At 72.1% G+C, this 24,267-nt stretch carries 22 protein-coding genes; 7 read left to right on the top strand and 15 right to left on the bottom strand.

Annotation, left to right across the window (positions count from 1 at the left end; genetic code table 11):
* Positions 1-16 precede the first annotated feature (16 nt).
* Both ACFQZ6_RS17955 and ACFQZ6_RS17950 read right to left on the bottom strand, forming a co-directional pair.
* Positions 17-577 carry an RNA 2'-phosphotransferase gene (locus ACFQZ6_RS17955; protein WP_381610206.1) on the bottom strand — a complete coding sequence of 187 codons (561 nt, stop codon included), beginning with the start codon at positions 575-577 and terminating at the stop codon, positions 17-19.
* Positions 578-710: 133 nt separating this feature from the next.
* On the bottom strand, positions 711-2,609 hold the full coding sequence (locus ACFQZ6_RS17950; RefSeq protein ID WP_381610203.1) for an SDR family oxidoreductase: 1,899 nt from the start codon (positions 2,607-2,609) through the stop codon (positions 711-713).
* Positions 2,610-2,826: 217 nt separating this feature from the next.
* Here ACFQZ6_RS17950 and ACFQZ6_RS17945 point away from each other — a divergent pair, with 217 nt between their 5' ends.
* From ACFQZ6_RS17945 to ACFQZ6_RS17930, 4 genes are read left to right on the top strand one after another with little or no spacing between them, the layout of a single operon-like run.
* Positions 2,827-3,804, top strand: a complete 978-nt coding sequence (locus ACFQZ6_RS17945) for an ABC transporter ATP-binding protein (RefSeq protein ID WP_381618407.1) — start codon at positions 2,827-2,829, stop codon at positions 3,802-3,804.
* Positions 3,794-4,705: an ABC transporter permease subunit gene (locus tag ACFQZ6_RS17940; RefSeq protein WP_381610200.1), complete on the top strand. Its 912-nt coding sequence runs from the start codon at positions 3,794-3,796 to the stop codon at positions 4,703-4,705. The genes ACFQZ6_RS17945 and ACFQZ6_RS17940 overlap by 11 nt, the downstream gene beginning before the upstream one ends.
* Positions 4,702-5,613: an ABC transporter ATP-binding protein gene (locus ACFQZ6_RS17935; protein WP_381610197.1), complete on the top strand. Its 912-nt coding sequence runs from the start codon at positions 4,702-4,704 to the stop codon at positions 5,611-5,613. The genes ACFQZ6_RS17940 and ACFQZ6_RS17935 overlap by 4 nt, the downstream gene beginning before the upstream one ends.
* A 10-nt stretch (positions 5,614-5,623) precedes the next feature.
* A complete protein-coding gene (locus tag ACFQZ6_RS17930) occupies positions 5,624-6,343 on the top strand; it encodes an ABC transporter permease subunit (RefSeq protein ID WP_381610194.1) in 720 nt (239 codons plus the stop codon).
* A 34-nt stretch (positions 6,344-6,377) separates the two neighbouring features.
* Here the strand turns inward: ACFQZ6_RS17930 and ACFQZ6_RS17925 are convergent, their stop codons facing one another.
* The 9 genes from ACFQZ6_RS17925 to ACFQZ6_RS17885 form a co-directional block, all read right to left on the bottom strand.
* Positions 6,378-7,196: an HAD family hydrolase gene (locus ACFQZ6_RS17925; RefSeq protein ID WP_381610191.1), complete on the bottom strand. Its 819-nt coding sequence runs from the start codon at positions 7,194-7,196 to the stop codon at positions 6,378-6,380.
* Positions 7,193-8,470, bottom strand: a complete 1,278-nt coding sequence (serS, locus tag ACFQZ6_RS17920) for a serine--tRNA ligase (RefSeq protein ID WP_381610188.1) — start codon at positions 8,468-8,470, stop codon at positions 7,193-7,195. The genes ACFQZ6_RS17925 and serS overlap by 4 nt, the downstream gene beginning before the upstream one ends.
* A gap of 561 nt (positions 8,471-9,031) precedes the next feature.
* Positions 9,032-9,964 carry a prephenate dehydratase gene (gene pheA, locus ACFQZ6_RS17915; protein ID WP_381610185.1) on the bottom strand — a complete coding sequence of 311 codons (933 nt, stop codon included), beginning with the start codon at positions 9,962-9,964 and terminating at the stop codon, positions 9,032-9,034.
* 123 nt (positions 9,965-10,087) lie between these two features.
* Entirely contained in the window at positions 10,088-11,374 is a 1,287-nt protein-coding gene (gene efeB, locus ACFQZ6_RS17910; RefSeq protein WP_381610182.1) for an iron uptake transporter deferrochelatase/peroxidase subunit, read from the bottom strand.
* 8 nt (positions 11,375-11,382) lie between these two features.
* Positions 11,383-13,323 (bottom strand): copper resistance CopC/CopD family protein, encoded by a 1,941-nt coding sequence (locus tag ACFQZ6_RS17905; RefSeq protein WP_381610179.1) that lies wholly within the window; start codon positions 13,321-13,323, stop codon positions 11,383-11,385.
* A gap of 13 nt (positions 13,324-13,336) precedes the next feature.
* A complete protein-coding gene (locus tag ACFQZ6_RS17900; RefSeq protein ID WP_381610176.1) occupies positions 13,337-13,792 on the bottom strand; it encodes a copper chaperone PCu(A)C in 456 nt (151 codons plus the stop codon).
* Positions 13,789-14,448, bottom strand: coding sequence for an SCO family protein (locus ACFQZ6_RS17895; RefSeq protein ID WP_381610173.1), 660 nt, complete (start codon positions 14,446-14,448; stop codon positions 13,789-13,791). The genes ACFQZ6_RS17900 and ACFQZ6_RS17895 overlap by 4 nt, the downstream gene beginning before the upstream one ends.
* A 101-nt stretch (positions 14,449-14,549) precedes the next feature.
* Positions 14,550-15,314 carry a YcnI family copper-binding membrane protein gene (locus ACFQZ6_RS17890; RefSeq protein WP_381610170.1) on the bottom strand — a complete coding sequence of 255 codons (765 nt, stop codon included), beginning with the start codon at positions 15,312-15,314 and terminating at the stop codon, positions 14,550-14,552.
* Positions 15,315-15,517: 203 nt separating this feature from the next.
* Entirely contained in the window at positions 15,518-16,366 is an 849-nt protein-coding gene (locus ACFQZ6_RS17885; RefSeq protein WP_381610167.1) for a hypothetical protein, read from the bottom strand.
* A gap of 262 nt (positions 16,367-16,628) precedes the next feature.
* Between ACFQZ6_RS17885 and ACFQZ6_RS17880 the strand changes: the two genes are divergently transcribed.
* Positions 16,629-17,099 carry an ATP-binding protein gene (locus tag ACFQZ6_RS17880; RefSeq protein ID WP_381610165.1) on the top strand — a complete coding sequence of 157 codons (471 nt, stop codon included), beginning with the start codon at positions 16,629-16,631 and terminating at the stop codon, positions 17,097-17,099.
* 58 nt (positions 17,100-17,157) lie between these two features.
* Here the strand turns inward: ACFQZ6_RS17880 and ACFQZ6_RS17875 are convergent, their stop codons facing one another.
* Entirely contained in the window at positions 17,158-18,633 is a 1,476-nt protein-coding gene (locus ACFQZ6_RS17875; protein WP_381610162.1) for an aminopeptidase P family protein, read from the bottom strand.
* Between the two features lie 133 nt (positions 18,634-18,766).
* On the bottom strand, positions 18,767-20,281 hold the full coding sequence (locus tag ACFQZ6_RS17870; RefSeq protein ID WP_381610160.1) for a PP2C family protein-serine/threonine phosphatase: 1,515 nt from the start codon (positions 20,279-20,281) through the stop codon (positions 18,767-18,769).
* Between the two features lie 536 nt (positions 20,282-20,817).
* Between ACFQZ6_RS17870 and ACFQZ6_RS17865 the strand changes: the two genes are divergently transcribed.
* On the top strand, positions 20,818-21,492 hold the full coding sequence (locus ACFQZ6_RS17865; RefSeq protein ID WP_381610157.1) for a bifunctional DNA primase/polymerase: 675 nt from the start codon (positions 20,818-20,820) through the stop codon (positions 21,490-21,492).
* A gap of 61 nt (positions 21,493-21,553) precedes the next feature.
* Entirely contained in the window at positions 21,554-22,165 is a 612-nt protein-coding gene (locus ACFQZ6_RS17860) for a hypothetical protein (RefSeq protein ID WP_381618404.1), read from the top strand.
* A gap of 264 nt (positions 22,166-22,429) precedes the next feature.
* On the opposite strand, the gene ACFQZ6_RS17855 is transcribed toward ACFQZ6_RS17860, so the two are convergent.
* On the bottom strand, positions 22,430-23,395 hold the full coding sequence (locus ACFQZ6_RS17855) for a DUF5926 family protein (RefSeq protein WP_381610154.1): 966 nt from the start codon (positions 23,393-23,395) through the stop codon (positions 22,430-22,432).
* A gap of 166 nt (positions 23,396-23,561) precedes the next feature.
* Entirely contained in the window at positions 23,562-24,254 is a 693-nt protein-coding gene (locus ACFQZ6_RS17850) for an ATP-binding protein (protein ID WP_381610151.1), read from the bottom strand.
* Positions 24,255-24,267 lie beyond the last annotated feature (13 nt).

The raw sequence follows: 24,267 nt of genomic DNA, 5'->3' as shown, positions 1-24,267 counted from the left end.
CCGGACCGCCAGCGGGTCAGTGCGCTTCCGGGAAGCGCAGGTACCGCGCCGGTACGGCCTGGGTCAGCCACACCCCGTTGGCGCTGACGCGGAACTCATAGCCGTCGCGGTGCATGGCGGCGGCGTCCACGGAGAGCACGACCGGACGGCCACGCCGGGCACCCACGCGGGTCGCGGTCTCGCGGTCGGCGGAGAGGTGCACGTCGTGCCGGTTCATGGGCCGCAGGCCCTCGGCGCGGATGGCGTCGAGATGACGGGCCACGGTGCCGTGGTAGAGGTACGGCGGCGGGGTCACCGCGGGCAGTCCGAGGTCGACCTCGATGCTGTGGCCCTGGCTGGCCCGGATACGGGTGCCGTCGATGGCGAAGCGCCGCTTGTCGTTGTGGGCGACCACGTGGTCCAGCTCCTCCCGGGTGACCCGGAAGCCGTGGGCGCTGGCCGCCGCGAGCAGCGCGTCGATCTCCACCCAGCCGCCCTCGTCGAGGGTGAGGCCGATCCGCTCGGGCTGGTGACGGAGGTGTTTGGAGAGGTACTTGGACACCTTCACGGTGCGTCTGTCGTCGAGGCTTTCGCTCATGACCTCAGGGTGCCGGGCGAGATGCGGATCACGCACTTTGTTTTGTCGCCGAGGTTTGATCCACAACCAACACCAGTTATCCACAGGAGAATTGACGGTCTTGTGGACAACCGCCTCCCCAGACGCCCCCGCCCTACACCGGCGGCTCCAGCCGCGCGATCCCCCGCAGCACCCCCGGCGCGAACCGGTACAGCAGCCGCAGACCACGTGCCTCCGCCGTCACCGGCACCACCGCCTCGTTGCGGACGACGGCGCGCAGGATCGCGTCCGCGACCTTCTCCGGCGGATAGTTCCGCAGCCCGTACAGCCGCGCCGTGCGCTTCCGGCGCCGCCGCTCCTCCTCGGGGTCGGCGCCCGCGAACCGGGCCGTGGAGGTGATGTTGGTGTTCACGAACCCGGGGCAGATCGCGGTCACCCCGATGCCCTGGCCCGCCAGTTCGGCGCGCAGCGACTCGCTGAGCATCAGCACGGCGGCCTTGGAGGCGCCGTACGCGGGCAGCGCCCTGGACGGCTGGTACGCCGCCGCCGACGCCGTGTTGACGATGTGGCCGCCCTGGCCGCGCTCGGCCATCTGACGCCCGAAGAGACGGCACCCGTGGATGACGCCCCACAGGTTGACGTCGAGCACCCGGCGCCAGTCCTCCGTCGTGGTGGCGAGGAAGGGGCCCGCCAGACCGATCCCCGCGTTGTTGACGAGGACGTCGACGACGCCGTACTCGGTGGCGACCTTGTCGGCGAGCTTCTCCATGGCCTGCTCGTCGGAGACGTCCACGGTCTCCGCCCAGGCGGCCGGGGCGCCGAGCAGCCGGGACGTCTCCGCGGTGCGGGCGGCGCTCTCGGCGTCCCGGTCGACGGCGACCACCCGGGCACCGGCCGCCGCGAACGCGTACGCGGTGGCCTGGCCTATGCCGCTGCCCGCCCCCGTGACCAGCACCAACTGCCCGCCGAACCGCTCGGCGTACCGCCCCTTCGGCACCGAAGCGGGCCGCGCACCCCGCCCAGCCCCAGCCCGGCCAGCCCCAGCCCGCCCAGCCCCAGCCCGCCCAGCCCCAGCAAGGCCAGAACCATCCCGGCCAGAACCAGCAAAACCAGCCCCACCCCCGCGAGAACCACCCTGACCACCCCCGCCAGCCTCCCCCTCCTCCAACGCGCTCACGAAATCCGCGACCCACGCGGCCAACTGGTCGGGACGGCTGCGCGGCACCCAGTGCTTCACGGGCAGCGCCCGCCGGGTCAGCCGCGGGACCCACCGCTCCAGGTCGTCGTACAACCGCTCGGAGAGGAACGCGTCGTTCAGGGGCGTGATGAGCTGCACCGGCACATGGGCGTACGCGTCCTCGCGCGGGCGACGCAGCCGTGGCCGGACGTTGTCCCGGTACAGCCAGGCGCCGTGCGCGGCGTCCGTCGGCAGCGACGAGGTCGGGTAGCCGTCCGAGGGCACCCGCTCGGCGCGCTCCAGGAGCCGCGGCCACGCCTTGCCGAGCGGCCCCCGCCAGGCCAGTTCGGGCAGGACGGGCGTGTGCAGCGCGTACACGTACCAGGACCGGGCGCCCTGGCCGAGGACCTGGGCGACCCGGCGCGGGGTGGGACGCCGTACGCGCCGCTTGATCCAGTGGCCGAAGTGGTCCAGGGACGGCCCCGACAGGGAGGTGAAGGACGCGATCCGGCCCTCGGTGCGGCGGACGGTGGCGAACTCCCACCCCTGCACCGAGCCCCAGTCGTGCCCCACCAGGTGCACCGGGCGGTCCGGGCTCACCGCGTCGACGACGGCGAGGAAGTCGTCCGTCAGCTTCTCCAGCGTGAACCCGCCGCGCAGTGGCCGCGGCGCGGCGGACCGGCCGTGCCCGCGGACGTCGTAGAGGACGACGTGGAAGCGGTCGGCCAGGCGCTCGGCCACCCGCGCCCAGACCTCCTTGCTGTCCGGATAGCCGTGCACCAGGACGACCGTCGGCCGGGCCGGGTCGCCCAGCTCGGCCACGCACAACTCCACGCCCCCGGTCCGCACCCAGCGCTCCCGCGCACCCTTGAGCACCCCTACGCCTCCTCAGCCCCGGAACCACCGTCGCGGTACGTGCCCGTAACGTGACACCGGCGAATCTTCCACTTGTTAGAGAAAGCGTCAATAGCATGGCCCGTAGCCCTCAGGCAGGGCATCCCCTACGGGCCCGTAGTCCCGGAGGCGGACGCCAAGACAGCTCTGCGGTCTGACGACCCGAGTGGCCCGCGTCACTACTGTCGACGACGTGACTGTGATCGCGACCGAAAGCCTGAGCAAGCGGTTCCCCCGGGTGACCGCGCTTGACCGGCTCTCCGTGGACGTCGGGCCCGGTGTCACCGGACTCGTCGGAGCCAACGGCGCCGGCAAGTCGACACTGATCAAGATCCTGCTGGGTCTCTCCCCGGCCACGGAGGGCCGCGCCCGGGTGCTCGGCCTCGACGTCGCCACCGAGGGCGCCGCCATCCGCGAGCGCGTCGGCTACATGCCGGAGCACGACTGCCTGCCGCCCGACGTCTCGGCCACCGAGTTCGTCGTGCACATGGCGCGCATGTCCGGCCTGCCGCCCACCGCCGCCCGCGAGCGGACCGCCGACACGCTGCGCCACGTCGGCCTCTACGAGGAGCGGTACCGCCCCATCGGCGGCTACTCCACCGGCATGAAGCAGCGCGTCAAGCTGGCCCAGGCCCTGGTCCACGACCCGCAGCTCGTCTTCCTCGACGAGCCGACCAACGGCCTCGACCCCGTCGGCCGCGACGACATGCTCAACCTGATCCGCCGCGTCCACACCGACTTCGGCATCTCGGTCCTGGTCACCTCACACCTGCTCGGCGAACTCGAACGCACCTGCGACCACGTCGTCGTCATCGACGGCGGCAAGCTGCTGCGCTCCAGCTCCACCACCGACTTCACCCAGACCACCACCACCCTCGCCATCGAGGTCACCGACACCGACGACCACCCCGACGGCACCCGCGCGGTTCGCGAGGAGCTGCACGCGCGCGGCGTCGAGGTCCTCGACGGCAGCGGCGGCCTCCCCGGCGCCGGACACATCATGCTGGTCACCGCGCAGGGCGAGGAGACCTACGACCTGATCCGGGACGTCGTCGCCGACCTGGGCCTCGGCCTGGTCCGCATGGAACAGCGGCGCCACCACATCTCCGAGGTCTTCAAGAACGCCGACAGCGAACCCGCTGGGGAACGGAAGGAGGCCGTGGGCCATGGCCGTTGACCACCCCGTCGCGACGCCGCCGGGCGGCGACGAGACCCGCATCCACAACATCGGCTACCGCAGCTACGACGGCCCCCGCCTCGGCCGCGCCTACGCCCGCCGCTCCCTGTTCTCGCAGTCCCTGCGCGGCGCCTACGGCCTCGGCCGGTCGGCGAAGTCCAAGGTGCTGCCGATGCTGCTGTTCGTGGTGATGTGCCTGCCCGCGGGCATCATGGTCGCGGTCGCCGTCGCCACCGACGCCAACGACCTGCCCGTCGAGTACACCCGCTACGCGATCATCATGCAGGCCGTGATCAGCCTGTACGTCGCCGCGCAGGCACCCCAGTCCGTCTCCCGCGACCTGCGCTTCAAGACCGTACCGCTGTACTTCTCGCGGCCCATCGAGACCACCGACTACGTCCTCGCCAAGTACGCGGCACTCGCCTCGGCGCTGTTCGTCCTCACCGCCGCCCCGCTGCTCGTCCTCTACATCGGGGCGCTGCTGGCGAAACTCGACTTCACCGACCAGACCGAAGGCTTCGCACAGGGGCTCGTCGCCGTGGCACTGCTCTCCCTGCTCTTCGCCGGGCTCGGCCTGGTGATCGCCGCGGTCACGCCGCGCCGCGGCTTCGGCATCGCCGCCGTCATCGCCGTACTGACCATCTCCTACGGCACGGTCTCCGTCGTCCAGGCCATCGCGTTCGAGCAGGACAGCACCGGCGCGATCGCCTGGCTCGGCCTGTTCTCGCCGATCACCCTCATCGACGGGGTGCAGTCCGCGTTCCTCGGGGCGCCCTCCGCGTTCCCGGGCGGTGAGGGCCCCGGCACCGGCGAGGGAGCCGTCTACCTCCTCGTCGTCCTCGGCCTCATCGCCGCCTGCTACGGCCTCCTGACGCGCCGCTACCGAAAGGTGGGCCTGTGACCACGCTCAGCATCGACCATGTCTCCCGCTGGTTCGGCAACGTGGTCGCCGTCAACGACATCACCATGACCATCGGGCCCGGCGTCACCGGCCTGCTCGGCCCCAACGGCGCGGGGAAGTCCACCCTCATCAACATGATGGGCGGCTTCCTCGCCCCCTCCACCGGCACCGTCACCCTCGACGGCCAGCAGGTCTGGCGCAACGAGCAGATCTACCGGCACATCGGCGTCGTCCCCGAACGCGAGGCGATGTACGACTTCCTCACCGGCCGCGAGTTCGTCCTCGCCAACGCCGAACTGCACGGCCTCGGCGCGCAGGCCGCCCAGCGGGCGCTGGCGACCGTCGAGATGGAGTACGCGCAGGACCGCAAGATCTCCACGTACTCCAAGGGCATGAGGCAGCGCGTGAAGATGGCGTCCGCGCTGGTCCACGAGCCGTCGCTGCTGCTGCTCGACGAGCCCTTCAACGGCATGGACCCCCGCCAGCGGATGCAGCTCATGGACCTGCTGCGGCGCATGGGGGACGAGGGCCGCACGGTGCTGTTCTCCTCGCACATCCTGGAGGAGGTCGAGCAGCTCGCCTGGCACATCGAGGTCGTCGTCGCCGGACGGCACGCGGCCAGCGGCGACTTCCGCAAGATCCGCCGTCTGATGACCGACCGTCCGCACCGCTACCTGGTGCGCTCCAGCGACGACCGCGCCCTCGCGGCGGCGCTGATCGCCGATCCGTCGACGTCCGGCATCGAGGTGGACCTCACGGAGAACGCGCTGCGCGTGCAGGCCGTCGACTTCGGCCGCTTCACCGCGCTGCTGCCGCGGGTGGCCCGGGACCACGGCATCCGGCTGCTGACCGTGTCGCCGTCCGACGAGTCCCTTGAGTCCGTCTTCTCGTATCTCGTCGCGGCGTAGGAGGCCGAAGATGTACGACCCCACAGTCGCCCGACTCACCTACCGGGCCCTGCTCGGCCGACGCCGGGCCCTCATCCTCGGCGCGCTGCCACTGCTGCTGATCGTCATCTCGATCGCGGTGCGCGCGCTCGCCGGGGCCGACGACCAGACCGCGTCGGACGTCCTCGGCGGGCTCGCCCTCGCCACGATGGTGCCGATCATCGGTGTCATCGCGGGCACCGGCGCGATCGGGCCCGAGATCGACGACGGGTCCGTGGTGTACCTGCTGTCCAAGCCGCTGAAGCGGCCGACGATCATCTCGACCAAGCTGTTCGTGGCGGTCGCGGTGACGATGGTGTTCTCCGCGCTGCCGACGCTGGTCGCGGGGCTGATCCTCAACGGCAACGGGCAGCAGATCGCCGTCGCCTACACGATCGCCGCGCTGGTCGCCTCCATCGCGTACGCGGCGCTGTTCCTGCTGCTCGGCACGGTGTCGCGGCACGCGGTGGTGTTCGGGCTGGTGTACGCGCTGGTCTGGGAGGCGCTGTTCGGGTCGCTGGTGCCGGGGGCGCGGACGCTGAGCGTGCAGCAGTGGTCGCTGGCGGTGGCCCAGGAGGTCGCGGACGGGTCGCTGGTGACGTCGGACGTCGGGCTGACGACGGCGACGGTGCTGCTGGTGGGCGTGACGGTGCTGGCGACGTGGTACGCGGGGCAGAAGCTGCGCACGTTGACGCTGGCGGGGGAGGAGTGACGGCGGGGGGAGCCGCCCCAGCGGCTCCCCCCGGCTACGGCAGCAGGCGTTCCAGCACCACCGCGATCCCGTCCTCCTCGTTGGAGGACGTCACCTCGTCCGCCACCGCGCGGAGCGACTCGTGGGCGTTGGCCATGGCCACACCGTAGGAGGCCCAGGCGAACATCGGGAGGTCGTTGGGCATGTCGCCGAAGGCGATCGTCTCGGCGGACCGTACGCCCAGGCGGCGGGCCGCGAGGGAGAGTCCCGTCGCCTTGGAGAGGCCGAGGGGGAGGAGTTCGACGATGCCCTCGCCCGCCATGGTGACGGTGACGAAGCCGCCCGCGACCCGGTCGGCGACCTTCGCCAGCTCGTCGTCGGACAGGGTCGGGTGCTGGATGTAGAGCTTGTTCAGCGGCGCCGCCCACAGGTCCGACGCGTCCGTGAACGGGACCGCGGGCAGGTGCTCGGAGATCGCGTACCCGGGGCCGACGATCACGTCGCCCTCCAGGCCGTCCCGGCTCGCCGCCAGGAACAGCGGCCCGACCTCCGCCTCGATCTTCGCCAGCGCCACCCCGGCCAACTGCCGGTCGAGGGTGACGGAGGTCAGCAGCCGGTGCTCCCCGGCGTGGTACACCTGCGCGCCCTGCCCGCAGACGGCGAGGCCCTGGTAGCCGAGGTCGTCGAGGATGTGCCGGGTCCAGGGGACCGCGCGGCCGGTGACGACGATGTGCGCGGCGCCCGCCGCGGTGGCCGCGGCGAGCGCGTCACGGGTGCGCGCGGAGACCGACTCGTCGGAGCGCAGCAGCGTCCCGTCGAGATCGGTGGCGATCAGCCGGTACGGGAACCCCGCGGTGGCACTCGCGTCGCTCACTGGGACACCGGTTCCAGAACCTCCCGGCCGCCGAGGTAGGGACGCAGCACCTCGGGCACGCGGACCGAACCGTCGGCCTGCTGGTGGTTCTCCAGGATCGCGACAATGGTCCGCGGTACGGCGCACAGCGTGCCGTTGAGCGTGGCCAGCGGGCGGACCTTCTTGTCCTCACGGACCCGGATGGACAGCCGCCGGGCCTGGAACTCGGTGCAGTCCGAGGTCGACGTCAGCTCGCGGTACTTGCCCTGCGTCGGGATCCACGCCTCGCAGTCGAACTTGCGCGAGGCGGAGGAGCCGAGGTCGCCCGAGGCGACGTCGATGACCCGGAACGGCAGCTCCAGCGAGGTCAGCCACTGCTTCTCCCAGTCAAGCAGGCGCTGGTGCTCGGCCTGGGAGTCCTCGGGGAGGACGTACGAGAACATCTCGACCTTGTCGAACTGGTGGACGCGGAAGATGCCCCGGGTGTCCTTGCCGTGCGAACCGGCCTCGCGGCGGAAGCAGGGCGAGAAGCCCGCGTAGCGCAGCGGGAGGCGGTCGGCGTCGAGGATCTCGTCCATGTGGTAGCCCGCGAGGGCCACCTCGGAGGTGCCGACGAGGTACAGGTCGTCCTTGTCGAGGTGGTAGACGTCCTGGGAGGCCTGGCCGAGGAAGCCGGTGCCGCCCATGGCCTGCGGGCGGACCAGCGCGGGGGTCAGCATCGGGGTGAAGCCCGCGGCGGTGGCCTGCGCGATCGCCGCGTTCACCAGCGCCAGCTCCAGGAGCGCGCCGACGCCGGTGAGGAAGTAGAACCGCGAGCCGGAGACCTTGGCGCCGCGCTCGACGTCGATGGCGCCGAGCAACTGGCCCAGCTCCAGGTGGTCCTTGGGCGCGAAGCCCTCGGCGTCGAAGTCGCGGATGGTGCCGTGCTCCTCCAGCGTGGCGAAGTCCTCCTCGCCGCCCACGGGGACGTCGGGGTGGACGAGGTTGCCGAGCTGGAGCAGGAGCGACTGGGTCTCGCTGTCGGCCGCGTCGCGCTCGGCGTCGGCCGCCTTGACGTCGGCGGCGAGCTGGCTCGCCCGCTTCAGCAGTTCCGCCTTCTCGTCCCCGGCGGCCTTGGGGATCAGCTTGCCGAGCGACTTCTGCTCGGCGCGCAGCTCGTCGAAGCGGACGCCGGACGACCTGCGCCGCTCGTCGGCAGACAGGAGAGCGTCGACGAGCGCGACGTCCTCTCCACGGGCGCGCTGGGACGCGCGCACACGGTCGGGGTCCTCACGGAGCAGGCGAAGGTCAATCACGCGGACAAGGCTACCGGTGCCGGATGAGCGCCCACGACTCACTATTCCGAGATGCGGCTTATGTGCACTTCTGGGAAAATCGCCGGACTCTGTCAATAAACCGTGTCCCAATTCCCTGAGACGGGGCAGTCAACGGGCGTGTGATTGACCGGATCGCCTTGTGGAGAACGGGACTTGGCGCTACCCGGCGGCCCGGTTGTCCACAGTGCTCCACACCCTCCGAGGAGTTATCCACAGGCTGTGCGGAAGATCTGTGGATGCGGGAATTGATCACTCCGTTCTCCGCGATCAAGGGCGATCAAGCCTCGGGATTCCCCGCGCAAACCCCATTTACCCGCACTTTCGAGTGGAAAGGGGTCGCTCCAAAGGATTGATCAAAGGAAAAGAGTGGACGAAGGGTGACCTGTGCGCCCGAGCGCCCAAGAGGGTGCTGTAGGGCGATTTGTCGACTGGCTGGCGCTTCTCTGTCGACTTGTCCCCAGGTCGAGAAGCGGACCTGTGGATAACTTCTGTGGGTAACGAAGATACGCAGGTAGGACTGGTGGGCGGAGCCGGTTCTGGCTAGAAACGGCCGTCCTGGCAGCGCGCCACCCAGTCGGACGCCGCCATGAACTCCTCGTCCGACGTCCCCGGCAGCGGCACGCCCACGTCCCCCACCGCCACGTCCGCCCGCGGGTACGAGCCGAGGAACCGCACCTCCCGGCAGCTCCGCTTCAGCCCACGCAGCGCGTCGGCCACCCGGCGGTCCGCGATATGGCCCTCGGCGTCGATGCAGAAGCAGTAGTTGCCGATCCCCGCCCCGGTCGGCCGGGACTGGAGCAGCATCAGGTTGATCCCCCGGGTCGCGAACTCACCCAGCAGATCGCGCAGCCCACCGGGATGGTCGTCGCGCTGCCACAGCACCACCGACGTCTTGTCCGCGCCGGTCGGCGCCGCGGGCCGGGCGGGCCTGCCCACCAGGACGAACCTGGTCTGCGCGTTCTCCGCGTCGTGGATGTTGGTCTCCAGCGGCACCAGGCCGTAGCGCGCCGCCGCGAACTCACCGGCGAACGCGGCGTCGTAGCGGCCCTCCTGCACCAGCCGGGCGCCGTCCGCGTTCGAGGCCGCCGACTCCCAGGCCACGTCCGGCAGGTGCGCCTTCAGCCAGTTGCGCACCTGCGGCTGCGCGGCCGGGTGGGCGGTGACCGTCTTGACGTCCGACAGCTTGGTGCCGGGCCGGACCAGCAGCGCGAAGGTGATCGACAGCAGCACCTCGCGGTAGATCATCAGCGGGCGGCCCGCGACCAGCTCGTCCAGCGTGGTGGTGATCCCGCCCTCGACCGAGTTCTCGATCGGCACGAACGCGGCCTCGGCCTCGCCGCCGCGCACCGCGTCGAGCGCGGACTGCACCGACACGTACGGGATCAGCTCCCGGGTCGCCGCCTCGGGAAGCGTCCGCAGGGCGACTTCGGTGAAGGTGCCCTCGGGACCGAGATACGCATAGCTCGCTGGCATGACCTCACCCTAATGGGCGGCCCCGGCACCAACCTGCCCAGGCGCCGACCTGCCCAGGCGCCGACCCGCCCAGGCGCCAGCACGGACACCGCGACGCCCCGCCGCCTCGCCGCCAAGGGCGCCTCACCCTTCCAGCAGCGCCTGCCCCACGTACCCGCCCTCCGGCGCCCCGCCCGGCACCGCGAACAGCCCGCTCGCCTCGTGCCGGATGAACGGCGACAGCGCGTCCCCCCGGTCCAGCTTGCGCTGCACCGGCACGAACCCGCGCAGCGGATCGGCCTGCCAGCAGACGAACAGCAGCCCGGCGTCGGGCGTCCCGTCCGCGTCGAAGCCGTCGTGGTACGAGAACGGGCGCCGCAGCATCGCCGCACCCCCGTTCTGGTCGGGCCGGGAGATCCGCGCGTGCGCGTTGATCGGCACCACCAGACCGCCCTCGGCGTCGGTCTTCTCCAGGTCCATCTCGGTGGTCTCCCCACCCCCGGACAGCGGCGCCCCATCGGCCTTGCGGCGCCCGATGACATCCTCCTGCGCCCCGACCGACAGCTTCTCCCAGTCGTCGAGCAGCATCCGGATACGGCGTACGACGACATAGGAGCCGTTCGCCATCCAGTCGGGGTCCCCGCCCTCCGGGACGTAGATCCGCTGGTCGAAGTCGGGCTCGCTCGGCTTGGGGTTGCGGGTGCCGTCGATCTGGCCCATCAGGTTGCGTGCCGTCATCGGCTGGGCGGTGGCCCCCGGCGACCGGTTGAAGCCGTTCATCTGCCAGCGGACCCGGGCCGCGGCACCCGCGTCCTTCTGGAGGGCGCGCAGCGCGTGGAACGCCACCAGCGCGTCGTTCGCGCCGATCTGCACCCACAGGTCACCGTCGCTGCGCGCCTTGTCGAGCCGGTCGGAGGAGAACTCGGGCAGCGGATCGAGGGCGACCGGCCGCCGCTTCTCCAACCCGGTGCGGGCGAAGAAGCTGTGCCCGAACCCGAAGGTCACCGTGAGCGAGGACGGCCCGGCGTCGGTCGCCACATCCGTGTCGCCCTGCGTCGCCGGTTCCCCCGCCATCAGCCGCCGTGCCGTCTCCGACCAGCGGCGCAGTAGGGCGACGGCCTCCTTGCGGCCCGCACCGGCCGCCAGATCGAAGGCGACGAGATGGCCACGGGCCTGCATCGGGGTGGTGATGCCGGGCTGGTGTTTCACGTGAAACTCGATCCGCTCGGCGCCCAGCGAGGTCAGCGGGGTGGCCTCGGCGGGCCGGGCGGCGTATCCCACACCCCCGCCCGCCGCGCCGAGCACGAGCCCGGTGGCACCGGCGGTGCCGAGCAGCCGCCGCCGGGAGATGCCCTCCCGGGTGGCGGTGTCGCCCTGGAGGTTGCTCGCGTCCAGGGGGACCCGGGCCTCGGGAATGGACTGGTCAGGCATGGTGATGTTCAGCCGATCTGCGCGTTCTTGGAGACGGTCACCTGGTCGATGTCGGAGGTCCGCACGGTCACGGCGACCTTCCAGTCGCCCGCCACGGGAATCTGCACCCCGCTCGCCGACCAGTGTCCGGTGGTGATGTGGTCCGGGGCCACGGGCAGCGGACCGATGTCCTGGGTCTCCAGGGTGAAGGCGATCTGCACCTCGGGGACGTCGAAGGCGCGGCCGTTGGGCCGCTCCACATAGACGTGCATGTCGTTGCCGCCGACCCGGGCGGGATCGAGGTCGATCCGTACGACGCCCTTGCCGTCCTGCCCGCCCGTGTCGAACGGGATCTCCAGCGTCAGCGCGCCGGAGACGGGGTCCGTGGCGGTGGCCGAGGTGGCCGCCTTGGCCTCCTCCACCGTGCGCCCCGGCTCGGCGGACGTCAGCAGGGTGGTCACGGCCAGGACGACGACCGCGACACCGGCCTCGGCCAGCACCGAGCGGCGCAGCCCGTAGCGGAGGGGGTCGGCGTCCCGCAGCCGCTTCTGCCGCGCGGCGTCCACGGCGGCCCGCTGCCGGGCGAGCTGCGCGGCCCGCCGCGCGTCACCCGGCTCGCCACCCTCCGAGACAGCACCCTTCTCCTCGCCGGAACCCTCGGCCCCCGCGGCCACCGGCTCCCGCTCCCGCTCCTCCTCGGCCGCCGATGCGGCCGCCGATGCGGAGGCCGATGCGGAGGCCGTCTCCCCCAACCGCCGGGTCCACCGCCGCGAGATCCAGGCGACCCCGACCAGCAGCGACACCAGCCCCAGCTTGATCAGCAGCAGTTGCCCGTACCGGGTGCCGGTCAGCGCGGACCAGTAGCCGACCTGCCGCCACGCCTGGTAGGTGCCGGTCGCCACCAGGGTGAGGACGCAGGTCAGCGCGGTGGTGGAGAAGCGCCGTACGGCCGACCGGTCGACCGGGGTGTCGAGGGGCGCCCAGCGCAGCGAGACGAGCAGTGCGCTCAGCCCGCCCAGCCAGGTGGCGACGGCGAGCAGATGGACGATGTCGACGGGCATCGCGATCCCCGGCTGGATGCCGCTGGAGGCGTGCTCGGCCATGGCCCAGCTCGCCGCCAGCCCCGCGGCGACGACGGTCCCGCCGACCGCGAGCCCGAAGGTGAGGTCCCGCTTCTCCTCGTCCTCGCGCTTGTCGTACGCGCCGAAGAGCACGGCGACGAAGAGCGCGGCGGCGGCGAGCAGCAGCAGCCGGGAGACCAGCGCGGCGCCGGTCTTGGTCTGGAGGACCTCCCCGAGCAGGTCGAGGTCGAAGATGTCACCGACCTCTCCGGACCGGCTGTAGGCGCCGCGCAGCAGCAACAGCGCCAGCGTCGCCGCGGTGAGCGCGACCCACCCGGAGACCACGAGCCGCTGCACGGCCCGCACCCCCGAGCCGCGCGGCCAGCAGACGAGGACGAACGCGGCACCGCCCACGAGCACGATGAACCCGGCGTACGACACGTACCGCGCGGTGTCGTACAGCCCGCCCACGAGCCCGCCGCCCGCCTCGGTCCCGGAGACCGACACGGACGTCTCGGAGGGGGCGCCGATGGAGAAGGTGAACGCGCCGGAGACGGGGTGGCTGTCGGCGGAGACCACCTGGTAGGCGACGGTGTACGTGCCGTCGGGCAGCCCCGAGTGCAGCCGCACGGAGTACGTGGTGCCGCCGATGTTGCCCGCCTCGCCGGTGTCGGCCCGCTCGCCCTTGGGACCGAGGACGCGCAGGGAGTCGTCGGACAGGGAGACCGTCTCGGAGAAGGTGAGCGCGATCTGGGCCGGGGCCGTGTCGACCACCGCCCCCTGCCGGGGGTCGCTGCCGGTCAGCGCGGCGTGCGCGGACGCCGGTCTGGCGGCGGCGAGGAGCACGCCGACGACGGCCAGGAACAGCAGCACCAGGGGCCGGACGCGTGGGGCGACGGTCGCTGTCAAGGTGGTCCCTCCCTCAGTTCCCCGGATCGGGGCGGTACGTCATCGGCTTGACCGGCATCTCGACGGTGACGGGGTCGCTCTGCGCGAAGTGCAGCACCACGGACACCGTCTCGCCTTCCTTGGGCATGTGCTTGAGCTGCTCGAACATCAGGTGGCTGCCGCCGCTCTCCAGCACGAGCTTCCCGTGGGCGGGCACGTCGAGTCCGCTGACCTCGCGCATCGACTGGTCCACGGTCTCGTGGACGGTCACCTCACCCGCGATGTCGCTGGTGACGGACTTCAGGGTGTCGTCGGCGCCGCCGTCGTTGGTGACGGTCAGGAACCCGGCCGCCATCCGGGAGACGGGCTGCGGCATGTAGGCACCCCCGACGGACAGGACGGCGTCCCCGCTCTCCTCGTCGGAGCCACACGCGGTGAGCCCCAGCCCGAGCACGAGCACCCCGGCCAGGAGGGAGCCAGCCGCCCTCACGGCCTCGCGCCCTTGATGAGCTTGGGCAGGTCGGTGGTGTAGTCGTCGACGGTGGCGTCCTCCCCGTAGAGCACGTACCCCGCGTCGGTCTTCGGGGAGAAGGCGATGACCTGGGTGCCGTGCATGGAGACGACCTTGCCGTCCTTGTCCTTCGTCGGCGCCTCGATGGAGATGCCGAGGGCGCGGGCCCCGGCCTGGATGGTGTCGAAGTCGCCGGTCAGCCCGACCACCTGCGGGTCGATGCCCTTCAGCCAGGTGCCGAGCGCCTCCGGGGTGTCCCGTTCGGGGTCGGTGGTGACGAACACGATCCGCAGCTCGTCCTGTTCGGCCTTCGACAACTGCTTCTTGGCGACGGCGATGTTGCTCATCGTCAGCGGGCAGACGTCGGGGCAGTTGGTGTACCCGAAGTAGATCAGCGTCGGCTTGCCGTCGGTCTGCTCGCGGAGGTCGTACCGCTCGCCGTGGGTGTCGGTCAGCACGAGGTCGGGCTTCTCGAACGGCTTGTCGAGGACGGTGGCGGCCTTGGCGGAGCCGGACTCCTCCGACACCACGGAGACCGGCGAGCCGTCGCCGTCGTCGTCACCGCTGCCGCAGGCGGAAAGGGTCAGGGAGGCGGCGGCGAGCAGGGCAGCCGCCGCGAAGGTCTTCTTGCGCATAGAGAAATGTCCCAGATGTGATGGCTCCGGCACACGCCGGGGTCGTACGACAGGCACCTGTCCGCACGTCCCCGGCGCGTACCGCTGAACGAGGCGGGGCCTCAGGCCGCGCTGCCGCCGCGGCGACGGCCCGCGAGGACGCCGTAGGCGACCCCGGCCGCGCCGAGGACGATGCCGACGACGCCGAGGACCCGGGCGGTGGTGTCGGTGCCGTCGGAGTCACCGGAGTCGGCGGTGGTGCTGGCGGCGGCCGACGCGTCGTCGGCCGCCTCCTCGGCGTCGGTGTCCTCGTCGGCGTCGTCGGCGCCGGACGCGCCGTGGTGGTCGTCCTCGGCGGCGGAGAGCGCGAGGACCGGCGCCGGGTGCTCCGGCTCCTCCGCGCCGTCCTGCGGCACCTCGATCCAGCGCACGACCTCGTCGTTGGAATACGTCTGGACGGCCTTGAAGACCAGTTCGTCGGTGTCCTCGGGCAGGGCGCCCACGGAGACCGGGAACTTCTGGAAGAAGCCCGGCTCGACGCCCTTGCCGGTCGCCGTCCAGGTGATCTTGGAGACGGCCTCGGTGACCTTGTTGCCGTGCACCTCAAGCGGCTTGTCCAGCGTGGCCTTGGTGACCTTGGCCTCCCAGCCCGGCACCGGCGCGGGCATCGCGGAGGACAGCGGGTGGTCGGCCGGGAAGGTGACCTCCAACTTGGTGGTCGAGGCGTTGTCCCGCTCGTTGGGGACCTTGAAGTTCACGGTCGCGTAGCCGCCCTTGGCGGCGGCGCCCTCCGGCTGCACGCTGACGTGCGCGAGCGCGGGCGAGGACAGGACGACGACGGCCGAGGCGGCGAGGGCGCCGACGGCGGCGATCCGGGATACCTGCATGGCGATGAGCACTCCACTTCGAGTGAGTCTTCGGGAGATCCGGGAGATCCGGGAGATCCGGGAGATCCGGGAGAGTCCCGCGAGATTCCGGTGATGGCCGGTCAGATCCGGCGAAAGGCAACGGAGGGCGTACGCGCGCGTGCCGCACGACAGCCCCCTCCGCCGGAACCTCCACACAGGGAGTGGGGTGGGGTGGTCGTGCCTCAGACGGCGAGTACGAACCCGTCGCCGGACGGCGGCCCCCGCCTGATCACGGAGTGCTCGAGAACGGCGCTACGAGGCTCGGGAACCGCGTCCGCGGGGGCGCACGCGACGCGCGGCCCCGTCGTGGGCGTCCCCGGAAGCCCCGTGTACAGGGCGCGGGCCAGCGCCAGCGCCGCGCGCAGGGAGCGGATGAGCCCGCCCTCGCTGACCCCCTGCGCCGACAGCTCGACCAGGCGCCGCAGCGCGAGGTCGCCGTTGCGCAGCAGCCACCCGGCGACGAGCGCCGCGAGGACGTGCCCCAGCAGCATCGGCAGGGACGGCAGCAGCGCGGCCCAGGAGTCCGAGGTGGTGGACAGCGCGTCCGCCGGGTGGTGACTCGTACCGGCGTGTGCCCCGGCCCCCGAGGCGCCGGTCGTGCTGGGCGCGACCCGCGCGTCGACCAGGATGCGGTGGGCCTGCGTGGGGCTGAGCGCCGCCGCGGTGGTCCCGCAGACCAGTCGGGCGGCCTGCGCGACCAGCGAGGCGTCGTCGCTCACGCGGGTGCCCGCCGACGCCGTACCGGACGTGGCGGCGTGCTGCCCGAGGCCGAACAGGGTGTGCAGCACGATCTGCCCGCCCGCGAGGAGCGCGGCGATCCCCGGCAGGGACCGCTCCCGCCCGGCGAGCGGCACCGCCACGGCGGCGGACCCGAGGAACCCGGCGGCCAGCGTCCACCACGGCAGCGCGACGCAGGACGCGATCGCGTGGGAGGCCCCGGACAGCACGACACAGACCGCGGCGAACACCGCGGCCCGCAACAGCCGGACCTCGCGTCCGGAGTGCGCCGTGCGCGCGTGGGGGGCAGTCATGGCGGGCTCATCATCGCACTGGCCCCACCGCCACCACAGGGCAGGTCCACAAGATGCCGTGGAAACCGGAAGATCACGGTCTGTCGCCGCTGGGGGGAGTGGGACCCGATGGGTCCAAGTGGTCCCCGTCAGCCCCACATACACCGCTTCCCACCCTCACCGCATCGCCCATATGGGCGGCATCACGTGAAATCCGCGCTTACGCGGGAGCCGCCGCGGCAATACGTAACGGTATGTCGAGCCGCGGCCAGGAGGCTGGAGCATGAGCATCTGGTGGTCACTCCATCTGCGCCGTGAAGCCGCGAGCGTCCCGCTGGCCCGCAGACTGCTGCTCGGCACGATGGAGACGGCGGGCGTCGACCCCGAGATCTCCTACGACCTCTCCGTGGCCCTCACCGAAGCCTGCGCCAACGCCGTCGAACACGGCGGCGACGGCGCGTCCGGGGGCGCGTCGGAGGCGTACCGCGTCACCGCCTACCTCGACGGCGAGAAGTGCCGGATCGAGGTCACCGACGCGGGACCCGGCTTCACCCCGCCCGCCGGACGCCAGCAGTTCCGGCTCCCCGCCCGCCCCGACGCCGAACACGGCCGGGGCCTTTGTCTGATCCGGGAACTCGCCGACCACGTCCACATCGGCCCCAAGCCGGGCCGCCGCGGCACCGTCGTCAGCTTCGACAAGATCCTCAAGTGGCGTGAGAACGCCCCGAACGCACCGCTGGTCACCGCCTCCTGATGGCAGACACGCGAAAGGCCGGGCACCCGGTGGTGCCCGACCTTTCCAGCGCGACGCGTCAGCCCTTGAGGTCGGCCATCCACGCCTCCACCTCGGCGGAGCGGCGCGGCAGCCCGGCCGACAGGTTCCGGTTGCCGTCCTCCGTGACGAGGATGTCGTCCTCGATGCGGACGCCGATGCCCCGGTACTCCTCCGGCACGGTCAGGTCGTCGGCCTGGAAGTACAGACCGGGCTCGACCGTCAGGCACATGCCCGGCTCCAGCACGCCGTCGACGTACGTCTCGGTGCGCGCGGCGGCGCAGTCGTGGACGTCCATGCCGAGCATGTGCCCGGTGCCATGGAGCGTCCAGCGGCGCTGGAGGCCGAGCTCCAGGACCCGCTCCACCGGCCCCTCGACCAGGCCCCACTCGACGAGCCGCTCGGCCAGCACCCGCTGGGCGGCGTCGTGGAAGTCGCGGTACTTGGCGCCCGGCCTGACGGCCGCGATCCCGGCCTCCTGCGCGTCGTACACGGCGTCGTAGATCTTCCGCTGGATCTCGCTGTACCGGCCGTTGATCGGCAGGGTGCGGGTGACGTCGGCGGTGTAGTACGTGTGCGTCTCCACGCCCGCGTCGAGCAGCAGCAGGTCGCCGGAGCGGACCGGGCCGTCGTTGCGGACCCAGTGCAGGGTGCAGGCGTGCGGACCGGCGGCGCAGATGGAGCCGTAGCCGATGTCGTTGCCCTCGACGCGGGCGCGCAGGAAGAAGGTGCCCTCGATGTAGCGCTCGCTGGTCGCCTCCGCCTTGTCGAGGACCTTCACCACGTCCTCGAAGCCGCGCACGGTGGAGTCGACGGCCTTCTGCAGCTCACCGATCTCGAACTCGTCCTTCACGAGCCGCGCCTCGGAGAGGAAGACCCGCAGCTCCTCGTCGCGCTCGGCGGTGACCTTGTCGGTCAGCGCGGCCTCGATCCCGGCGTCGTACCCGCGTACGACGCGCACCGGACCGGTGGCCTCGCGCAGCTTGTCGGCCAGCTCGCGCACGTCGGAGGCGGGGATGCCGTACAGCTTCTCCGCCTCGGTGAGGGAGTGGCGGCGGCCGACCCACAGCTCGCCCTGGCCGTCGAGCCAGAACTCGCCGTTCTCCCGGTTGGAGCGGGGCAGCAGGTAGATCGTCGCGTCGTGCCCGTCGGCCCTGGGCTCCATGACGAGGACGCCGTCCTCCGTCTGGTTGCCGGTGAGGTAGGCGTACTCGACGGACGCGCGGAAGGGGTAGTCCGTGTCGTTCGAGCGGGTCTTCAGGTTGCCCGCGGGGATCACCAGGCGGTCGCCGGGGAAGCGCGCGGAGAGCGCGGCGCGCCGGGCGGCGGTCTCGGCGGCCTGGGCGATCGGCTCCAGGTCGTGCAGCTCCGTGTCGGCCCAGCCGGACTTCATGCTCTCGGCCAGCTCGTCGGAGACGCCCGGGTACAGGCCGTTCTTCCGCTGCTTGATGGGCTCCTCGGGCTCGGTTTCCGAGGTCTCCGGGGTCGCCGGGTTCCGCTCGTCCGCCACGGTCATCCTCCTAGGTACGGCACTGGACCCCGCCCATCGTACGTTCGCCCCCTCACCCGGAAGGGGGCGCAGGGCCGCCGGGACTGTTACCCGGGCGTGCCCTCCCTCCCTTCCTACAGCGCGTCACCCGCAGAGCGCGTCACTCGAAGCGCGCCGCCAGCAGCACCACGTCCTCGGCGCCGTCGGCGCGGTCGAGGCCGTCCGGCAGTACCGTGCGCAGCACGTGGTCGGCGACGGCGCCCGGGTCGTGGCGCGCCGCCCTCGGCACGCCGGACGCCGCCGCGTGCAGCCGGGCGAAGGCGCGGTCGACCGGGTCGCCGGTGCGGTGCAGCAGCCCGTCGGTGTACAGCAGAACCGTCTCTCCTGGTGCGGCCTGCAGCTCCACGCTGGGCGCCTCCCAGCACGCCAACATGCCGAGCGGCGCGGAGACGGAGGTCTCCACGTACCGCGTGCGGCGCTCCCCGATCAGCAGGGGCGGGCTGTGCCCGGCCCCGGCCAGGGTGATCCGGCGCAGCGCGGGCTCGCAGTAGGCGAACAGCGCGGTGGCGGAGCGGGCGGGCTCGGTCAGCCGCAGCAGCAGCTCCAGGTCGGACAGGACGGCGACGGGGTCCTCGCCCTCCATCACGGCGTACGCGCGCAGGGACGCCCGCAGCCGCCCCATCGCGGCGACCGCGCTGGGCCCGGAGCCGGTGACCGAGCCCACGGAGAGACCGAGGGCCGCGTCCGGCAGCGGCAGCGCGTCGTACCAGTCGCCACCCCCGCGCGGGCCGGTGCGGTGCCGTACCGCGAGCTGGACGCCGGGGACCCGGGGCAGCCGGGCGGGCAGCAGTTCCTCGGACATCGTCGCCATGCACGCGCGCGTGCGCTCGACTTCGAGCACGCGGGCGAGGTGCTCGGCGGCGTGCCGGACGTACAGCCCGGCCAGGTGGCGCTGCCGCTCGGCCGGTTCGGCGGGGTCGTCGTACAGCCAGACGGCGGCGCCGAGCCGCCCGGCCGTGTCGGTGGCCAGCGGCAGCGCGTAGCTGGCGGCGAAGCCGAGGCGGACGGCCACGTCGCGGTGGCGCGGATGCAGCCCCTCCTCGGCGAACAGGTCGGGGTGCACGTCCTCGGTCGGCTGGCCGGGCAGTCCGGCGCGGGCGTCGAGGAGCGCGCCGTGCGGGAGGGCGGCGCGGGGCACGGTCTCGAGATGGCCGAGATCGGACGCGGCGAGTCCGAGGCCGACGGTGGTGGCGGGGCCGAGGCCGTCGTCCGGTTCCAGGACGACGAGTCCGCGCCGGGCGCCGACGAGGGCTGCTCCGGCGCGCAGCAGTTCGTGCAGGGCGTCGGGGAGGGTGGCCGTACGGGTCAGCCGCTCGGTGAGTTCGTGCAGCGTGGTGAGGTCGGAGACCCAGCCCGCGAGGCGGTCCTGGAGGAGGGCGCCAGGGCCGGTGGTGACCGCGGGGGTGTCCGGGGCGGAGGGCGCGGGCGCGACAGTGTGTGCGGGCGCGGGAACCGTTGAATCGATTCCGGCCACTTTCGGAGGGTGCGGGGCGTTCATGGTGTACGGCTTTCCGACCGGTGCGTATTGCTCAAAAGCATCGCAAACCCCCATGTCAATCTGCGCCGCTAGCAGTGTCTCCACATGTACACGCACTCGTGAGGGGATGTCCAGCATTGTCCTGCTGGTATCGCTGGTGTCCGTGGGGTCGATGGGATCAGCGAGAGGTGAGGGGGTTTTCTCGCGGTCTTCACTCGGTTCCCTTGCAGAAAAGCAAAATTGGCTTAAAACTGACTCGGGCAACGGCTTGTTGAGGTCGACTGGCCTTGTTCGACGGAGCGTCACAGCGGTCGTGATGGGTACGTACTCGGTGAAGGCCAGGGGTGGTTGGGGGCCACCCGGAACCTGGCGACGGACCCGGGCGTCCTATCCACCGACGACCGTGCCCCATCCTCCCGTGGCGGAGGCGGAGAGAAACACGCGGGACAGCAAAACGCCAGACTTCGCCACCCCCGCGCCAGGCCCATGCTTTTGATAGACGCAGTATGGACGCAACGGCCGCGGACGCAGCCGACGCTCGGCCCATAGGGGTTCCCCGTGCCTGAACGCCGGGGATGTGATGCGCCAACAGGTACGCACAGTGAAGTGATCGACACATGGTGTGATGAGAACCACGGTGTTGCCAGGCGTGCAACGGAAAGGAACGAGCGCTCATGCGCGAGATCCTCGGAAGGCTCGGAAGGCGACGCGGGCTCCTGTCCCGGCGTGACGACAGGGTGCCTGAGCTGCTCGACGCGGCCGTGACCTTCGCTACGGAATGGCAGTGGCCCGTACTCCCGGGCGTGGCGACCGACCCGGAGGGCCGGTCCCGCTGCGGCTGCCCCGACCCGGAGTGCACGGTGCCCGGCGCCCACCCCTTCGACCCCGGCCTGCTCGCGGCCACCACCGACGAGCGCATGGTGCGCTGGTGGTGGACCAACCGCCCGACAGCGCCGATCGTCCTCGCCACCGGCGGCGCGGCACCCTGCGCCGTCAGTCTCCCCGCCGCCGCGGCGGCCCGCGCCCTGACCGCGCTCGACCACTCCGGGATGCGTCTCGGCCCGGTCATCGCCTCCGCCGCCCGCTGGGCGGTGCTCGTCCGCCCTTACACGATGGAGCAGTTGGGCGAACTGCTGTACGCCAAGGACTTCGTGCCCGGCTCCCTGCGCTTCCACGGCGAGGGCGGCTACCTCGCGCTGCCGCCCTCCGAGACCGGCCAGGGCGCCATCCGCTGGGAGCGGGCCCCGCTGCCCGGCTCGGCCTCGCCGTGGGTGCCCGACGTGGAGGCGGTGGTGGACGCCGTGGTCGACGCCCTCACTCGTACGGGTGTGAGCGCGCCCGAGTTCTAGGGGGTGTCGGGCGCGCGGGCGACCGGGCGCCCCGCCCGCTCGTTATCTTCCGCCCATGCCCATCAACGTCCGTCTGCTCGCCCTCGCGGGCGTCGCCGCCTGCGCGGTGGCCCTGCCCCTGGCCATGGCGTCCGCGGGGCCGGTGGACGACCGGGGGCAGCCGCCTGCGCGTCCCGACCGGGCCGCCGTACGGCCGTCCGTGCCGCCCGGCGCCGACGACGGGGAGCCCGACGCCAAGGGTGCCGTGCCGCGGGAGCCCGGGGAGCCCGGGACCCCGCTGACCCTCGGCCTGGGCCTCGCCACCGCCGCCCGCTGCGGTCCCGAACTCACCTCCCGGGAGGGCGTCGAGGCGCAGACCTGCGTCCTGACGCAGGGCGCGGAGACCTGGGCGCGGACCTACTACCGCAACGCCACCGGCGACGCGCTGGACGCCGTACTGAGCCTGCTGGGTCCTGAGGGGCGGACGGTGCAGTTGCGCTGCGCGGTGGGGGCCGAGGACGAACCCGGCGTCTGTGACACGCCCCGGGACCGTGGGGCGGGGGAGCCCGCCGACTACACGGCGGTGGCGGAGTTCGCGGCGCGCGACGGGCGGGGGCCGCTGTTGCTGCGTTCCGGAAGCAATGTCGGCAACCCTGACGACGCCGACAACTCCGGTTCGCCTACGGGCGGTTGACACGTGACGGCGTTCCGTAAACAGGGCCGGGAACGGAAAGACCCGGTTGCTGGCGACGGGGGATGCACCAGCAACCGGGCTACTGGAACGGTAACAAGAGATCGGCAGTTAGCAAATTCGATCTCGGTTTTTGCTCGGTAATTTGGACACCGACTGGCGTGGGGCTGGGCCGAGTTGCAAACGGAGTCAGCCATTCCGGCCGGTTTGTGCGGTGCGGGTCCGGCTGACCGGTCGGTCAGCCGGAGACCGTCGTTCCGCTGTGCGTCAGCTGAGCGTGACCTGGCGGTTGGTCAGACCGCCGCGCGCCCGGCGCTCCTCGGGGGTGAGCGGGGCGTCCGTGGCGAGCGCGGTGGCGAGCCGCTCGGCGAACTCCGCGGCGGGCTTCTCGATGTCGTCCGCCGTGACACCGCTCGGCAGGTCCCAGACCGGCACGGTGAGGCCGTGCGCCCGGAAGGAGCCCACCAGGCGCGTGCCCTCGCCGAGGCTGGAGCGGCCCGCCGCGTGCAGGCGCGCCAGGGCGTCGAGGAGACGCTCCTCGGCGTGCGGCATGACCCAGCGCAGGTGGTTCTTGTCCGGCGTCTCGCACCAGTAGGCGGCGTCCACGCCCTGGAGGCGGACGGTCGGGATGGCCGCGGCGTTGGCCCGCTCCAGGGAGGCGGTCACCTCCGGAGTGGCGTTCTCCGCGTCCGGGACCCAGAACTCGAAGCCCGGGTGCACAACTGGCTCGAACGCGCCTTCGGCGTCGAGCAGATCCTGCAGGCGCGGACCGTCGGCCGGGGCGCGGCGGCCCTGGACGGGCGTCCCGGGCTTCGCCTCCAGCGCGCGCTGGAGGGTGTCCGCGAGGTCGCGGCTGATGTCCCCCGACGCCGTGTCGTTCTGGAGGCCCAGCAGCACGGAGCCGTCGTCGCGGCGCAGCGCGGGCCAGGCCATCGGCAGCACCGTGGCGAGCGTGACCGACGGGACGCCCTCGGGGAGGCCGCCCTTCAGGGTCAGCGGGACCGTGGCGGCCGGGACCAGCTCGCGCAGGGCCACCCAGTCGCACTCGCCGGGCAGGCCCTCGAACGGGCGCTGCACCAGCTCCGTCTCGGCCTGCGCGGCGGCCCGGCCGTGACAGGCCTTGTAGCGCCGCCCGCTGCCGCAGGGGCAGGGCTCGCGGGCGCCGACAACCGGGATCTCTCCGTCCGTGAGCTGCGGGCGCTTGGCCTTCGTCTGGGGTCGCTTCTTGGCCATGGTGGGTGTCTCCCGGAAACGGCTCGTCTGGTACGGCGGGAGCCTAGCCGTTCCGGTCATGACCGGTTGGACGGTGTGGACGACGCGGGAGTTGTGGACAACTCCGTCACCCCCGCTCCCCGAGGGCGGGCCGCGGCCCTGCCGTCGGCGGCCCACCGCCGAACCGTCAGTCCAGGTCGTCGAACGCGTCCGCGAAGTCCAGCCCCGGGATGACCGGTATATCCGGCATATCCGGGATGTCCGAGAGGTCGGAGATATCGGGGATGGCCGTGATCGACGGCGCGGTGACGCGGCTGGCGAAGTCGTCGCGCCGGTGCCCGGCGTCCGGGTCGTACACGTCGTCGTGGACGACGACCCAGACCGTGACCTCGCCGCGGGCGTCGTCCCGTACGCCCCAGTCGTCGGCCAGCGCCGTGATGATGTTCAGCCCCCGGCCGCCGTGCGCGGTGACCGACGGGGTCGCCGGGGCGGGCCGGGTCGGGCCGCCGCCGTCCGTCACCTCGACGACGAGCCGACCACCGGGGTCGACGCGCCACGCGGCGCGGACGTCACCGTCGCCGGAGAGGGCGTCACCCAGGGGCCGCCCGTGCTTGCACGCGTTGCTCAGCAACTCGGAGAGGATCAGTACGGCGTCGTCGATGACCGATTCCGCCACCCCGCCGCTGCGCAGTTGCGCCCGCATCCGGTGCCTTGCCTTCCCCACGCCCGCAGGGCCATGGGGTACGGCCATGCTCGACGACGTGGGCACCTCCTGTGCCACCACCAACGCCACCCCCGAGACCTCCTTCGCCCCACGCCACGGTGTGGATGCCCCAATGGCCTGAACCGGAAACCGGCCAATCCTCTTCCGGTGACGCATTCGCAACGATCGA

This window comes from Streptomyces flavalbus (assembly GCF_042674625.1).
GTDB classification, from domain to species: domain Bacteria; phylum Actinomycetota; class Actinomycetes; order Streptomycetales; family Streptomycetaceae; genus Streptomyces; species Streptomyces flavalbus.
This window is presented reverse-complemented; position numbering and strand designations above follow the sequence as displayed.

What these genes read in the sequence shown, in the direction of transcription:
- ACFQZ6_RS17955 (WP_381610206.1), bottom strand. Translation starts at nt 577, where the DNA reads ATGAGCGAAAGCCTCGACGACAGACGCACCGTGAAGGTGTCCAAGTAC.
- ACFQZ6_RS17940 (WP_381610200.1), top strand. Translation starts at nt 3,794, where the DNA reads ATGGCCGTTGACCACCCCGTCGCGACGCCGCCGGGCGGCGACGAGACC.
- ACFQZ6_RS17930 (WP_381610194.1), top strand. Translation starts at nt 5,624, where the DNA reads ATGTACGACCCCACAGTCGCCCGACTCACCTACCGGGCCCTGCTCGGC.
- pheA (WP_381610185.1), bottom strand. Translation starts at nt 9,964, where the DNA reads ATGCCAGCGAGCTATGCGTATCTCGGTCCCGAGGGCACCTTCACCGAA.
- efeB (WP_381610182.1), bottom strand. Translation starts at nt 11,374, where the DNA reads ATGCCTGACCAGTCCATTCCCGAGGCCCGGGTCCCCCTGGACGCGAGC.
- ACFQZ6_RS17895 (WP_381610173.1), bottom strand. Translation starts at nt 14,448, where the DNA reads ATGCGCAAGAAGACCTTCGCGGCGGCTGCCCTGCTCGCCGCCGCCTCC.
- ACFQZ6_RS17890 (WP_381610170.1), bottom strand. Translation starts at nt 15,314, where the DNA reads ATGCAGGTATCCCGGATCGCCGCCGTCGGCGCCCTCGCCGCCTCGGCC.
- ACFQZ6_RS17885 (WP_381610167.1), bottom strand. Translation starts at nt 16,366, where the DNA reads ATGACTGCCCCCCACGCGCGCACGGCGCACTCCGGACGCGAGGTCCGG.
- ACFQZ6_RS17880 (WP_381610165.1), top strand. Translation starts at nt 16,629, where the DNA reads ATGAGCATCTGGTGGTCACTCCATCTGCGCCGTGAAGCCGCGAGCGTC.
- ACFQZ6_RS17875 (WP_381610162.1), bottom strand. Translation starts at nt 18,633, where the DNA reads ATGACCGTGGCGGACGAGCGGAACCCGGCGACCCCGGAGACCTCGGAA.
- ACFQZ6_RS17870 (WP_381610160.1), bottom strand. Translation starts at nt 20,281, where the DNA reads ATGCTGGACATCCCCTCACGAGTGCGTGTACATGTGGAGACACTGCTA.
- ACFQZ6_RS17865 (WP_381610157.1), top strand. Translation starts at nt 20,818, where the DNA reads ATGCGCGAGATCCTCGGAAGGCTCGGAAGGCGACGCGGGCTCCTGTCC.
- ACFQZ6_RS17855 (WP_381610154.1), bottom strand. Translation starts at nt 23,395, where the DNA reads ATGGCCAAGAAGCGACCCCAGACGAAGGCCAAGCGCCCGCAGCTCACG.
- ACFQZ6_RS17850 (WP_381610151.1), bottom strand. Translation starts at nt 24,254, where the DNA reads ATGCGTCACCGGAAGAGGATTGGCCGGTTTCCGGTTCAGGCCATTGGG.